We start from the raw sequence: 13,747 nt of genomic DNA, 5'->3' as shown, positions 1-13,747 counted from the left end.
TCATAAGTTTTCGTCATGAAATGTTCAAATACTAATAAATACGGGCAACCGCAATGAAAATTGATGAAGGGAATAATAATTTATTTTCAAGTCAATTTTATTAAGGACGCCTGTATTTAGCCGGTAGTTGAACATTGAAATAGATAATTTATGAATAGTTCAGGCTAAATGCTTTGGGATATTATGTTCCGGGCAATGAGAACATGTTTCATTCTTTTTCCATTTCAGAAAAATTTACGACAGCAGTCATTCCGGGCCTCATGCCTTCGATTGGTGAGACGGGACGAGCTTCCACTTCAAACGATTTCAAGTCGAATTCTCCTGATGTCTTCGTCGCATTCCAGCGGGCAAAGCTTCCTGATGGGCTTATATAAGTGACTTTGAATGGGTGTTTTTCCCCACCAAAGGCAGGTAAACCAGCTTCAAAGGTATTCCCCATTTTAAAGTGACTCATCAGATCTTCACGAATATAGAAAGTGACCCAGATATCGTCGAGATCAATGAGTGTTACAACCGGAAACCCTGTTGAAACCAGCTCCCCTTTTTCTACATTCACACCGGAGACTTCTCCGTTGGCAATGGCATGGATGGTGGTTTCATCCAGGTAAGCTTTTACCTGGTCAATGGCTGCATCGGCTCTTTTAACCAGGGCTTCAGCTGCGGTTTTATCTTCTTCACGGGCCCCTTTTTCTGCTTTTTGCCAAACCAGCTTGGCGGCATTGGCTGTTTCCCGGGCGGCTTTCATTTTAGTTTCTACTTCGTCGCGTTTCTGTTCCGGTACAACACCATCCTCATAAAGATTGCTGATGCGTGAGAAGGTTTTTTCCGCAAACTGTGCAGCCGCTTCTGCTTTTACATAAACGCTGTAGGCAGCTGCAATGTCTTCTTCGCGCGCTCCTTTGTGTGCTTTTCTGTTTTGTGCATCAGCAGCAAGGCGGGCTGCATTTGCCTCGGCGAGCTTAGCATCTATTTCCGGACTACTGATCGAAAATATGAGATCCCCTTTTGCTACTTTTTCTCCCTTCTCAACCGCCACGTTACTGATTCTTCCCGGAACTTTGGATGCAATGTTATATTGTTGTGCTTCAATCTCACCCTGAAGTATTAATGGTTCTGGTGTGAGAATAGTAATGAAGGTATAAACGATGAAAGCAACTATGGTTGCCACGACAATGACGGTGCTTAACGTCTTTTTATTCATGAGTATAGAATTTATTTTGTTGCTGATCGAATGAAACGTCCTTGATCTGTTTTTTTTGGATATTTGCATTGGTAGGCCCGTTTCGTCGTATTGGATTTTATTGTTTTGTAATATTACTGTTCCGGGGAATAGCGTTTTTAGACTGATTTATGAATAAATCAAATTAGAGCGACTCAAGAATGGTGTTCTCCCCCAGACTGTAATTCAGAAATTGCTGTGGTGTCCCGGTAGTCTGGAAAAAAAGCGACAAGGCCACATCATAATCGTATAATACTTTTAGCCTCATAACTTTTGCCTGGATTACTTTGGAATGCGCTTCCACAACCTTCGTCGAATTGGCCAATCCCTCATTAAAGGCCTTTTCTGTGCTGGAGCAGTATTCATTGGCCAGTTCCAGAGTAGTTTCCAGGTCATTCTTTTGTTCCATCTGCATTTGCAGTTCATTATAAAGTTTTGTGAGATACGCCGTCAGGTCATTATTGGCTTTTTGTCTGGCATATTCCACCTGCTTTTTAAGTGTGCCGCTTGTTTTTAAATCGTTTCTGCGTGTCATTCCTTCAAATAATGTCCACTTCAGACCTACACCAACAAGCCATTGCGGTGTATAAGGGGAAAGATCTATATCTGCAATGTTGTAATTTCCCATGGCCGCAATGGAGGGCAGATAAGCATTCCGTTCAATCTTGTGCTTTATTTCGACCAACTCTTTTTTCCCATCAATCTGCTTTAGCTGGGGGTTGGAGATTTTAGCAGTTTCAATCCAGTAGTTGAGGCTCTCAATGTTTTTATTGATGAAGAGCCGGCTTAGAGGCATTACTTGTTGCAATGAATCATTCCCTAGAGTGGCTGCTAATCCCGAGCGGATAATCTCTATATTTCTTTGGGCTTCTTTTAGTTGCCGTTCAGCTTCGTTTTTGGATACTTTTGCATGTAACAATTCCACTTTTGCAATCATGCCATTCTCGAAAAGTTTGGAAGCATCATGGTAATGATTATTCATACTCTCAAGCATCTGTTCACGCAGCTTCACTATTTCCATGGCCAACACCAGTCCGTAATATCTGGAGGTCAGCTCAGTCAGAAGCCGGCCTTCGGTATGTCTCAGTTCTTCTTTGCTGATTTCCCGGTTCACACCGGCTGCATGATTGGCACCGTTGATTTTACCGCCTGCATACAGGGGCCATACAAATCCCGCCGATACTACTGCAAAATTTTTCTTCTGGATCATTTTATCCCATTCTGCTGCTTTGATCTCTTCCTCTGCTGCCAGTAGTTGTTGGCGAACCCCCTCCGTACTTTGTGCATCGGGGAGAGTTGGAAACTGTTGATTGGTAGCCGGATCGGGGTTAGGCACACCACTGAAAACGCCGTAATTCCCCAGTGTGTTGTACAGCGGGGTGATGGCATCTCTGACAGGGGTGAGGTCGAGGTGCAACGGATCAGACATGGATACTGCCTGCGCATTTAGGGCAACTGTGGGGTACCTCAGTCCACGACGGGATTTTATCTCAAACTCCCGTTGCCTGATTTCCTCCCGTTGACGTTTCAATGCAGGATTGTTTTCCGACATCATCAGTAGCGCATCCTCGAAAGTCAGCAGTTGTGGTTCCTGGGCAAGGGTTATTGCGGGTAACAGAAACAGCATGCAAAAAAGTTCTGATACTACTCTTTCTAATCTCATTAGGCGTTATTTTAAAAACTTGGTTATTAGGTAGAAAAGGTGTTTCTCCTCGGCTTTGGAAATAGTAACATCTTCCTGACTCTTTTTAAATCGTTGGTTGATGTACTGAAGACTATTGATGAATAGGATGAGGTATAAATCATCTTCGGTGATTTGAGGATCCAGACAATTGGTTTTTTGGCCCCATTCTTTCAGCTTTTTAATGACCTGGAAGTTGTTTTCCCTTATGATAGGGTCAATGGCAAAGCTGTAATCATTTGACAAGACGTATAAAAATTTTGCTTTTATGGGCTCTGCATTGGCCAGTTTGACAAAACGGTGAATAATGTTCTCGATACTTTCCGAAAATGAAGCTTTGTCCTCCTCCAATTCTTCAAAATAAACAATGACTTCCTGGTAAACTTCCTGAAAGATGGCATTGACCATTTCCTGTTTTCCTTTGTAATGCATGTAGAAATATCCGGTGGCCACATCTGCGTCTTTCGAAATCATGGCTGCTGATGCTCCTCCAAATCCATTCTCCACCACCAGTTTCATAGTGGACTGTTTTAACCGCTCAATCTTGTTCTGATCTGTGATACGTGCCATTCGTGCAATTAATGAATGAATGTTCATTTATTAATTGCGAAATAAGAAATAGTTTTCCGAATTACCTTGATCTACGATGGTCTTTTAACATATATTTAGCAAGATTAACTCCATGATTTGGAAAATAAAGGAAGAAGCGTTTGAGTCAACGAAGAATTCATTTTATTGAGTATCAAAAAAGGACTCAGGGGCAAAGGAAAAGCGATAATATTTCTTTGTCTAAACGGATGAATAATCAATAAAGAAAATGCTGCTGTAACAAGTCAGATGAATAAACCGTCGTACTATTTTGTGATATTTCTTAATATAACTTAATACTCTGAAATGATGAAGACACTGATTTTTCTTTTTGGAATATTTGTTACCCTGAATCTTTCTGCACAGGGAACCATAAACGCAGACGAGATCATAGTTATGATTAACCGGGGCGATGCCGTAAACTTTAAAGGCGTAAAAGTGGTAGGGGAACTTGATTTAACCAATCTGGAAAACCGGCAGCAGGAGCGGGGCAACAAAGATTCTTTTTTTAGCAATGTGGAGGTGGAACTGACCTTTGTGAATTGCACTTTCACCGACGATGTTTTGGCTTTTTATTGCGAGGACTATTCGGATAGATGCTACCGGGCAGATTTTGAGAAGCCTGTCACATTTATTGATTGTACTTTCAATGGTGAGACGTCATTTAAGTATTCGCTATTTCCGGAAGAGGTGGTGTTTAACAACAATATTTTCTCTCATGAAGCTAATTTTAAGTATTCAAAGTTCCGCAAAGAAACAAGCTTTATGGGATGTCGGTTTCAGGATGAAGCCAATTTTAAGTATGCTGATTTCTCCGGTTTTGTAAATTTTCATGAAGCAGCATTTGTGGAGGAGGCCAGTTTTAAATATGCCAAATTTCCTGATGGAGCAATGTTCAGTAATGCGCATTTCTACGAAGAGGTAGATTTTAAATATACAAAATACTCAGGAGATGTGATTTTTGAAGGGGCTCAGTTTGAGGGGGAAGTAGATCAGAAGTATTCTCATATTTTAAGCAATCGTAAGTGAATAGGCTTGGATTATTGAATAAGTGAGGGCTTCACTTCGAGTGAAACCCTCACTATTTAGTGCCCGTCTATAAAGTCGGGAAAGTTTCTGGCTGGAGCTGTGTCTGTTCAGAAACTAAGCGTCTTTCAAGTGTTTGAGATAGAAAGTTCAAATTCAAGGCGTGTGAGAAATCTAAACCGCAGAATACTAGTGTATTTGAGGATATAGATTTTGAGCAACAACGCACAAATTGGACTTTATAGACAAACACTATTTAAAATTTAATCAATGTCCGTGTTTTCATTAGATTTGTGCAGCGTTGTTTTAGCCTTTTGATACTCTTTTTCTTTCTCTTCCAGTTTTAGGTCAACCTCTTCAAACTGGTTCTTAATATCCGAAACCACCACATCTTTTTCTAAAGCAACTGTTTCTTCCAGGTTTATTTCTTCAACAGAAGCACCAATCTGTATTTTGTAAGTCCCTTCTTCAGCAACCCATGTAGATTTTTCGGTGTGATAGGATGCCAAATCATATTTCGACAAACTGAAAGTGATGGTTTGCTTTTCACCTGGTTTTAGCTGTTTGGTTTTATTAAAAGCTTTTAACTCCCTGACAGGTTTTTGTAAATCTCTCTGAGGGGCAGAGATGTAAAGCTGAACTACCTCTTTCCCGGCGGTAGATCCGGTGTTTTTAATGGTACAACTCACCTCGTATAGCCCGGATTTCTCCTTGACTTTCAATTTGCTGTAATCGAAATTGGTGTAGGAAAGCCCGTAGCCAAAAGGATAAGACGGCTTTACGTTGTTGGTTGCAAAATGTCGGTATCCTACAAAAATACCCTCTTCATATTTTACCTCGGCAGGCCTGGCTTCCATGAAACTGATGTTTCCAACAGGGGGAAGGTCGAATTCTCTGCCAGGGAAATTTTCTGAGGACTTATGATCTTTATAGTTTACAGGGAAAGTCATGGTCAGCTTTCCTGATGGATTCACTTTTCCGGTGAGTACATCGGTGATGGCATTACCTGCTTCCTGACCTGGTTGCCAGGCCAGCAGGACAGCATCGGCCAACTCTTTCCACGAAGCCGTTTCGATGACTCCTCCAATGTTGAGTATCACAACCACCTTCTTACCTTTGGAGTGATAAGTGTCTGAAAGTAATTTTATTGTTTTCAGTTCGTTCTCATTCAGAAGAAAATCATTCTCCACTTTTCTGTCCTGAAACTCCCCTGATGTTCTTCCGATGGTGTAAACAGCCAGATCTGTTCTTTCAGCAATCCGCTTTATTTCTTCCGGTGTCCAGTCTTTTTCACTCACCTGCTGGTCGGGAGCCATAAAGAATGTTTTTGGAGGGAGATTTTCCATGCCAACTTTGATGTATTCCAGATAAGTATTGGCCAGTTTTTCGTCAATACTCATTCCGTTGCTTTGGGCACCTTCGAGAAGGGAAACCTCACTGGCGTTATTCACATCGCCGCTTCCTGTACCTCCGATAAGTGTTTCATAAGATGCCACACCAAAAAGTGCTGTTTTATTCTCTTTTTTCAAGGGCAGAGTGTTGTCTTTATTGTCAAGCAGAATCATTCCCTGAGCAGCCGCTTTTCTTGCAAGAGTTTTATGACCCTCCAGATCAGGATTACCGGATGGTTTGTATCCTTTGTACGAAAGGGTTTGTGTGTAGATATTGAGGATGCGTCCCACATTTTGGTCGAGGATCTCCATTGATAACGATCCGTCTTCAATGGCTGATTTGATTGCTTCTCTTTGTTTTTCTATTCCCGGCATTAGCAGATCATTTCCGGCTTTCATTTGTTCTACGGCATCATCTCCGGCAAACCAGTCGGTCATGACAAATCCTTCATAACCCCATTCGCCCCTCAAAATGGAGGTGATTAGATCATGACGTTGCGATGCATATACACCGTTTATTTTGTTGTAAGACGACATCACCGTCCATGGTTGTGCTTCCTTCACAGCAATTTCAAAGCCTTTCAGGTAGATTTCACGCAATGCTCGTTCACTGATGATGGCATTCACTGTGGTCCGGTTGGTTTCCTGATTATTGGCCACAAAATGTTTGATGCTGGTTCCCACGCCTTCGCTCTGAACGCCCTTGACAAAAGCAGCCGCCATTTTTCCGGATACCACCGGGTCTTCTGAGTAGTACTCAAAGTTTCTTCCGGTAAGCGGATGACGATGAATGTTCAGGGCAGGAGCCAGCAGGATGTCCACTCCGTACTCTTTGGATTCATTTCCGAAGGCCTGACCAACCTCCTGCATCAGCTCTTTGTCCCAGGTGGAGGCCATTAGCGAAGCGATCGGGAAAGCCGTTGCATAATAGGTGTGGTCGTCATTGGGACGATCAGGATTGATGCGTACTCCCGCGGGACCATCAGCCAATACGGTGGTTGGCAGGTTGATGCGATCAATCTCAAAGGAGTGACCTGCTGCTCCCGGAACTTTTTCTTCAACCATTTCTGATTCCGGAGTTACCCCCGGCATATTGAAGCCAACACCCACAACGATGTTTATTTTTTCTTCCAGCGTTAATTTTTCAATCATCTTATCGATACTGTTTTCTTTGGACTTTTGGGCTGATAAGTTTCCTACCAGAAACAAAACTGCCGCGATAGTAAAAATTTTTTTCATGATAACCTGATTTTTAGTATTGTTTTACAAAAAAAACAGAAACCAGAAATGGTTCAATTGATAAATGTCAATTAATGAAGTTGATGACGAATTCTGCTTAATGTTTCAAAGGTAATACCGAGGAACGAAGCGATATACTTAAGAGGGGCTCGTTGTATTATTTCCGGGTTGTTGTTCATCAAAGACTGGTAACGCTGGAGAGCTGTCTCAAATTGTATGGACTCCATTCTCAACTGGGAGCCAATAAGTGAACCGGCGAATAAGGAACGGTAAAACCTGCTGATTTCCAGGTTTTCATCAGACGCCTTTTCCAGTCCGGACTTCGGAAGATAAGTGATTTCACAATCTTCAATGCATTGGATTATTAACTTGCTTGGGACTTCATGAAAATAACTCGTGATGGAGAAGCAAAACTGTCTGTCGCAGGCAAACCATTCGGTGACATCGCGGCCATTTTTGAGATAGTAAATTCGTATCATGCCTGTATTAACAAAATAGATGTGTCTGCAGATGGCATCCTGCTTTAATACAAAATCGTTTTTCTCCAGACTCTTGGTGGTGGTGAGTCTTTTAAGTTCAGCGAAAGCTTCATCAGAAAGGGGGGTGATGTCGGTTATGACTTGTTTTAATGAGCACATGTGTGAATTTGGCTTAAATCTTTAACTATTCAATAGAAATTGCCTTTTTCAGGAATCTTTTTTCAGCCCGGATTATGAACTTTGCCGGATTTCGTTTTACAAATAATCCTTGTCTTTCAAAAAGTATCGCGACGACTAGGATTCAGTATAAACTCTTTTCAATGGTATGGTAATTTACAAATAGTATTAGTTTTCCTGTGCAGGGAATAAACATGAAAAGCAACTTCCTTTATCAGGTTCACTTTCCACTTTTATTTTCCCTTTATGCATATCGATAAATTCTTTACACAGCAATAATCCCAGTCCTGTGCCATCCTCGTTATTGGTCCCTTTGGTTGACGAATATTTCCTGATGACAAAGAGTTGATCAACCTGTTCTTTGGTCATTCCAATTCCATTGTCGCGAATAGTAATTTCCGTATAATTTTGGTTGTCAATATTAACTTGTCGTCCATCGATGGTAATTTGTCCTTTTGGGAAAGTAAACTTGATAGCATTTGAAACCATGTTGCGCACTATGGTCTGCAACATTTGCAAATCTGCACTTATTGTCAATTTCGTTGGAGTTGTATTGGAGATACAAATGGACTTGTTTTTAGCCTGGCTGCGCAATGTTTCCAATTCCTTGTCGACTATTTTTTTGACATTGCCTGGCTGAGGTTCAAAAGGAATGGTTTTGTCTTGTGCCCTGGCCCATTGCAGTAAACTTTCCAGAAGCCTGAAAGTATGTTTTACTGAATTATTGATTGTTAACAGCAATGTTTGTGTCTCTTCCACTTCTATTTCTTCACTTTTGTACAATAATACATCTGATAACCCCCAAATAGCACTAATGGGGTTTTTCAGATCATGTGCAATTATTCCCAGAAAACGATCCTTGGTAGCATTACTTTTATTCAGGTCTTCATTCTTGTTTTGTATTTCTTCCTTGATGATAATGGCTTCCCTGGCTTTTTTATCCAGCTCTTTGTTGATCTCTAAGGTTTTCTGATACAGGCAGTTGGTTTTTTCTTTTTCCAGTTTTAACAGTTGGTTTGATTTGAAAAGCCGGAATCGAAGTCTGTATTGAATCCGGTTGATAATGAAACCCAAGATTAAAATCGGATATATGTCAACGATGGTGAAAAACTCCTTATCGCTTGGCTGCCCCCATACAAAAAGAACAATGGAAAACAGAACTGCCGGTAGTGCATATATAAATGCGGTGATTTTTGTAATAAACTTATTATCCAGTGAAATAACAAAAATGACCAATATCGTTCCGGTAACACTTGGAGCCAGTGCTTCCTGGTGTAGATGAATAAGAATTTTGATAAACATCATAATCAGAAGGGCTACATAACTTGCTATGTACAAAACTGATTTTAGTTGGTGATGCTTTTTGGGGGTTGCTAAATGGATAACAAGAGTGGTGATGATTAAGGATAAGGGCAGAAGCCTGGTAGCAGCAGCTTGCAGGTTTTCTCTTACAATGAAGTCTGAATACATGTAATAAAGCAGGATTAAAGAGCCGGCTACCAATATGTAGGTGAGGTTTTTTAGAAAAACCTGTTTTAAATACTTTTCAAAGTCGTTCTGTATATCTACCTGGTTTTTATCCATATTCTCTTTAAATATCCATTTCGAGAAGAATCGTTATTCAAGTTATGCCTTTTTCAGTACATCTAATCTGCCTTATACAAATACCAGGTGAGATGTAAACAGACTGAAAGCCTGTGGGTAATAGCCCGGACAATGCCCCGGGGCTGGAGTTGTCTCCCCTCTCTTTCCTCGTTTCCTCAAAAGTAATAAACAAAACCCGGAAAAAGAAGGTGATTAAAAATGGCCATTGATATCTGAGCTTCACTAAATCAGCATCCAAAAAATAAATGAACTACTGTGTAAGGGTGCTAGCCTGCATTATTCACAAATAACCTATTCCAATGTCTAACTATCTGCAAAATACAACCGTCCTCAATAAAATGGATTTGAAAATAATTAATACGGTTTATTATTATTTTTTATGGTTGTATTGAACTCGCAAACTTGCTCGTTTCATTATTTCCTGCATCCATTTTATCTGCGGTTGATTGTATTTCTTGATATTTGAACATCTCATAACGATAATTCATGAATAAAGCAGGCTAGTGTCAAGTCAAGCATAGTCTGACGGGCCAAACCTTGCTCTTTCTACCTTGTGCTTCTCAAAAAAAAAGACTCACGTAGCTATGGCTATGCTTACTTTTTTGTTGATTTGCACAAGGTGAAAAATAGCGGCGGCTTACCCGACATTCTTCACTTGACTTGACACTAGAGCCATGATCAGGGGAAAGTGTACATATCTTTTCTATTCTTTTTTCCTAAAACCATGAAAATTTGGATGAATGATTGAAAGCATTGAGAAAACGGGCCATTGGCCGGAAAGGGCTTTTGACATTGTAGGAGAGGATTATTAAATTTAAAAATACGAATTGAAACAATATCATCCGTAACCTGCTTTTTTATGAAAAGATCAGATTTATAATTTTCCTATAACCAAAAAATCACTCATCATGGCAACACCAAAAGAACACATTATCGGAATTCATGTGGAGGACCGGTTTGACGAAGCCCAGCAGGTTCAGGAAATTCTTACGCGTTATGGCTGTTCCATTAAAACCAGACTGGGGCTACACAATACCAACGGGACCAATTGTTCTCAGGGAGGAATCATTATTCTTCAGCTGATACCTGATAATGAAAAAGCAGAGCTGCTGATTAGGGCGATGAAGAAGCTTGAAGGCGTTGAAGTGAAAGAAATGGTTTTTTAGTGTAAAACTCTTCACTCTTGTTTTTCAGTGTTGGCAAAAAAATCACTAATTTGGCCTGCAAAATAGTGTAAACTGATTAACTAAGATACTGAAGGATATGAACATTTTCATGATGATGCAGGCGGCAGGTCAGGCTGTTGCTGAAGGGGCTGAACTTGCCGAAGGTGAAGAAAAAGTAACCATTGATCTTATCGAACTGGTAATGCAGGGAGGGTGGATTATGATTCCGCTTTTCTTACTCTCCTTTATTGCCATATACATTTTCATAGAACGTTATCTTGCCATTAAAAGAGCTTCCCGTGAGGACAAGAGCTTTATGAATCGCATCAAAGATTACATTCATGAGGGCAAAATTGAATCGGCCCTGGCACTGTGTGAGTCTAACGACAACCCTGTTTCCAGGATGATAGCCAAAGGGATTACCCGAATCGGACGGCCACTCAATGACGTGAATACCGCCATCGAAAATGTGGGGAACCTGGAGGTGAGCCGATTGGAGAAAGGTTTGCCTGTGTTGGCAACGGTGGCAGGGGGTGCGCCTATGATAGGGTTTACCGGTACGGTTATTGGTATGATTAAATCGTTCTGGGAAATGTCCAATGCCGGAAGCAACATTGAAGTGGATATGCTCGCCGGAGGTATCTATACCGCATTGGTGACCACTGTTACGGGTCTGATTGTTGGAATCATCGCCTATTTTGCCTACAACTGGCTGGTAGCAAGAGTGGAGAAGGTGGTTTTTAAAATGGAAGCCCGCACCATGGAGTTTATGGACCTGCTCAATGAGCCTGTACGGTAGTGAAGGAAGAACAGGCCGGATTTGGCCGAATTGATTAATGGAAAGAAATTAAGAACCATGGCTTTAAAGTCGAGAAGTAAAATAAATGCAACATTCAGTATGTCGTCGATGACCGATGTGGTCTTTCTGTTGCTGATCTTTTTTATGATCACCTCCACATTGGTACACCCTACGGCATTAAAATTGCTGTTGCCTCAGAGTAAGAATCAGACGGCAGCCAAGCCGCTGACAACGGTTTCGATTACCCGTGATCTGAAATTTTTTGTGGAGGAACGGCAGGTTAGTTTTAGTCAGATAGAGCCGTTGCTGAGGGAAAAAGTAGGACAGAATCCTGAGACCTATATCTCATTGCATGTGGATGAGAATGTGCCCATGAAAGAGGTGGTGAGGGTGATGAATATTGCCAAACGCAATAAGTATAAGCTGATTTTGGCTACCCGCGCAAAGTAAACGGCAGTGAATAGTTTAAAAAAAGAGGACAAATTTGGAACCCACTTTCAATAAACAAAAGGTAATAAACTATTGGTTGAGTTGTGCGGAGGATGATTTTGAAACAATGTTTGTTATGTATGATGCCTGAAGGTATAGTTGGGCGTTGTTTATAGGTCATCTTGTTATTGAAAAACTGTTGAAAGCCTATTATGTGGAAAAAAAAGAAGAACATCCACCCTTTGTTCATAACCTATTGAGATTGGCTCTACGTGCTGAGATTAGCGTAGATGAAGATTTGAAACATAGGTTAGTTACCATTTCTGCCTTCAACATAAATGCTCTATACGACGACTATAAAAGAAGTTTTCAGAAAACGTGGACCTCAAAGTTTACTGAAGATTGGATTGAGGTAATAAAAGATTTAAGGATATGGATTCTGGAACAAATAAAAGGATAAGAGATTTTATTGCTTTGGTCAAACAAAATAGAGATGATTTATGTGAGGTCTATCTTTTTGGTTCGTATGCAATAGGGAATGATAAGTTGGAAAGTGATATTGATCTGGCAATGGTTTTAGATAAATTGTCTGATGAAGACCGTTTTAATTTACAGGTTGAACTGATGACCCTTCCTGCAAATTTTGATGTTCGAATTGAACCCCATCCAATTGGTAAAAGAGATTTTAATTTCTCAAACCCCTTTGCTGCAGAGATAATAAAGACGGGTGTTGAGATAAAAGATAAAGATCCAAAGTACTGGTTAAAGGGGTGTTCTAAAGCGAATGTTTTGAATGACGATGGTGGTTTTAAATACAATGAAAAGGAAGAATAGTATAAATGGAAAATCGATCAAAAAAAGATAAGCGAGCCGGAGTAATAGGTAGTACCATTTTTCATGCAGTAATTTTGATATTGCTCATGATCCTGGGCCTTTCCAGTATTCCAAGAGAGGAAGAGGGGATATTGGTCGATTTTGGTGACTCAGATACAGGCTGGGGGGCCTCAGAACCTGTCCGCAATAATCCCTCGGGAGAACAAAATACCCCGCCTCCGGTTAGTCAGCCCGAACCGGTGAGTCCTCCGCCTGCAACTACCGAGGAAACCTCGGATGAAGCGGTGAACACCCAGGATTTTGAGGAGGCCCCTTCAATTAGCGAAGAGGAGAAGGCCAAACAGGAAGCTGAGAAAAAACGACTGGAAGAGGAGCGAAAGCGTCAGGAAGAGATTGAAAGACAAAAACGAATTGAAGAGGAACGTCAGCGTCAGGAGGAATTAGAGCGTCAGCGTCAACTGGAGGAAGAACGCCGGAAGCGGGAAGAGCAGGAGCGTCAGGCGCAGGAAGCCCGCAACAATGTTTCCAATGCATTTAGTAAGTCGGATGGAAGCAATTCATCACAGGGAGAAGCAGGTGGTTCCGGGAATCAGGGAGCATTAGGTGGAGAACCCGGCGTCGGAACTTACAACGGAACCGGAAAAGGAGATAGCGGAACCGGATTTGATTTGAGCGGACGTAGTCTGAGTGGATCTCTTCCCAAACCTGAGTACAATATCCAGGAAGAAGGAATAGTGGTCGTTGAGATTACCGTTGATCGCAATGGAAATGTGGTGAGTGCTGAGCCTATTCTAAAAGGAACCACCACCCAAAACTCATATCTGTGGCGAGTGGCACGTCAGGCTGCTTTAAAAGCCCGGTTTAACAGCGATGGAGATGCGCCGGCATACCAGAAAGGAACCATTACTTATCATTTTAATCTACAGTAAACGTTTTACCGGATAGTGAACGTCCAGGGATTTTCAAATCTAATCGCAAAAGGCTATTTCTTTTAAGACTAAAGTGATCATTTATCTAATGAGAACCATAATGTTTTAAAAATGTGTAATTTATCTAAGTACATGACAAAATATTTATACAATCATTAAACTCCTTGATATTTAAGGCATTCATC

Annotated in this window: 13 protein-coding genes; 7 read left to right on the top strand and 6 right to left on the bottom strand. The window is 41.1% G+C overall.

The annotated features are described in order from the left end of the window. Positions 1 to 208: 208 nt before the first annotated feature. The 3 genes from W7W_RS0121160 to W7W_RS23040 all read right to left on the bottom strand — a co-directional run bounded on the left by W7W_RS0121160 (position 209) and on the right by W7W_RS23040 (position 3,470). Positions 209 to 1,201, bottom strand: a complete 993-nt coding sequence (locus tag W7W_RS0121160) for an HlyD family secretion protein (RefSeq protein ID WP_010665610.1) — start codon at positions 1,199 to 1,201, stop codon at positions 209 to 211. 163 nt (positions 1,202 to 1,364) lie between these two features. Beyond that, positions 1,365 to 2,882: a TolC family protein gene (locus W7W_RS0121155; RefSeq protein ID WP_081485215.1), complete on the bottom strand. Its 1,518-nt coding sequence runs from the start codon at positions 2,880 to 2,882 to the stop codon at positions 1,365 to 1,367. A gap of 6 nt (positions 2,883 to 2,888) precedes the next feature. After that, positions 2,889 to 3,470 carry a TetR/AcrR family transcriptional regulator gene (locus W7W_RS23040; RefSeq protein WP_157202520.1) on the bottom strand — a complete coding sequence of 194 codons (582 nt, stop codon included), beginning with the start codon at positions 3,468 to 3,470 and terminating at the stop codon, positions 2,889 to 2,891. Positions 3,471 to 3,794: 324 nt separating this feature from the next. Between W7W_RS23040 and W7W_RS0121145 the strand changes: the two genes are divergently transcribed. Then, positions 3,795 to 4,517: a pentapeptide repeat-containing protein gene (locus tag W7W_RS0121145; RefSeq protein ID WP_081485214.1), complete on the top strand. Its 723-nt coding sequence runs from the start codon at positions 3,795 to 3,797 to the stop codon at positions 4,515 to 4,517. 260 nt (positions 4,518 to 4,777) lie between these two features. On the opposite strand, the gene W7W_RS22645 is transcribed toward W7W_RS0121145, so the two are convergent. The 3 genes from W7W_RS22645 to W7W_RS23035 all read right to left on the bottom strand — a co-directional run bounded on the left by W7W_RS22645 (position 4,778) and on the right by W7W_RS23035 (position 9,384). After that, a complete protein-coding gene (locus W7W_RS22645; RefSeq protein WP_010665606.1) occupies positions 4,778 to 7,144 on the bottom strand; it encodes a beta-glucosidase in 2,367 nt (788 codons plus the stop codon). Between the two features lie 71 nt (positions 7,145 to 7,215). Continuing rightward, the gene (locus W7W_RS22640; RefSeq protein WP_010665605.1) at positions 7,216 to 7,782 is read right to left on the bottom strand and encodes a Crp/Fnr family transcriptional regulator; all 567 of its coding nucleotides are present in this window, start codon (positions 7,780 to 7,782) and stop codon (positions 7,216 to 7,218) included. 186 nt (positions 7,783 to 7,968) lie between these two features. Then, positions 7,969 to 9,384, bottom strand: coding sequence for a sensor histidine kinase (locus tag W7W_RS23035; protein WP_010665604.1), 1,416 nt, complete (start codon positions 9,382 to 9,384; stop codon positions 7,969 to 7,971). Positions 9,385 to 10,313: 929 nt separating this feature from the next. On the opposite strand from W7W_RS23035, the gene W7W_RS0121125 reads away from it, so the two are divergent. From W7W_RS0121125 to W7W_RS0121100, 6 genes are all read left to right on the top strand, one after another. Beyond that, entirely contained in the window at positions 10,314 to 10,571 is a 258-nt protein-coding gene (locus tag W7W_RS0121125) for a hypothetical protein (RefSeq protein WP_010665603.1), read from the top strand. Between the two features lie 97 nt (positions 10,572 to 10,668). Further along, positions 10,669 to 11,370: a MotA/TolQ/ExbB proton channel family protein gene (locus W7W_RS0121120; RefSeq protein WP_010665602.1), complete on the top strand. Its 702-nt coding sequence runs from the start codon at positions 10,669 to 10,671 to the stop codon at positions 11,368 to 11,370. 57 nt (positions 11,371 to 11,427) lie between these two features. Beyond that, positions 11,428 to 11,820, top strand: a complete 393-nt coding sequence (locus W7W_RS0121115; RefSeq protein WP_025007327.1) for an ExbD/TolR family protein — start codon at positions 11,428 to 11,430, stop codon at positions 11,818 to 11,820. A 145-nt stretch (positions 11,821 to 11,965) separates the two neighbouring features. Then, positions 11,966 to 12,259 (top strand): HEPN domain-containing protein, encoded by a 294-nt coding sequence (locus tag W7W_RS24095; protein ID WP_081485213.1) that lies wholly within the window; start codon positions 11,966 to 11,968, stop codon positions 12,257 to 12,259. Then, positions 12,232 to 12,633 carry a nucleotidyltransferase domain-containing protein gene (locus W7W_RS22625; protein WP_010665598.1) on the top strand — a complete coding sequence of 134 codons (402 nt, stop codon included), beginning with the start codon at positions 12,232 to 12,234 and terminating at the stop codon, positions 12,631 to 12,633. The genes W7W_RS24095 and W7W_RS22625 overlap by 28 nt, the downstream gene beginning before the upstream one ends. Before the next feature lie 5 nt (positions 12,634 to 12,638). Beyond that, the gene (locus W7W_RS0121100) at positions 12,639 to 13,562 is read left to right on the top strand and encodes an energy transducer TonB family protein (protein WP_010665597.1); all 924 of its coding nucleotides are present in this window, start codon (positions 12,639 to 12,641) and stop codon (positions 13,560 to 13,562) included. Positions 13,563 to 13,747 lie beyond the last annotated feature (185 nt).

Source organism: Marinilabilia salmonicolor JCM 21150 (assembly GCF_000259075.1).
GTDB lineage: Bacteria > Bacteroidota > Bacteroidia > Bacteroidales > Marinilabiliaceae > Marinilabilia > Marinilabilia salmonicolor.
Note: the sequence above shows the minus strand (reverse complement) of the source record. Positions and strands in the feature narration are given on the sequence as shown.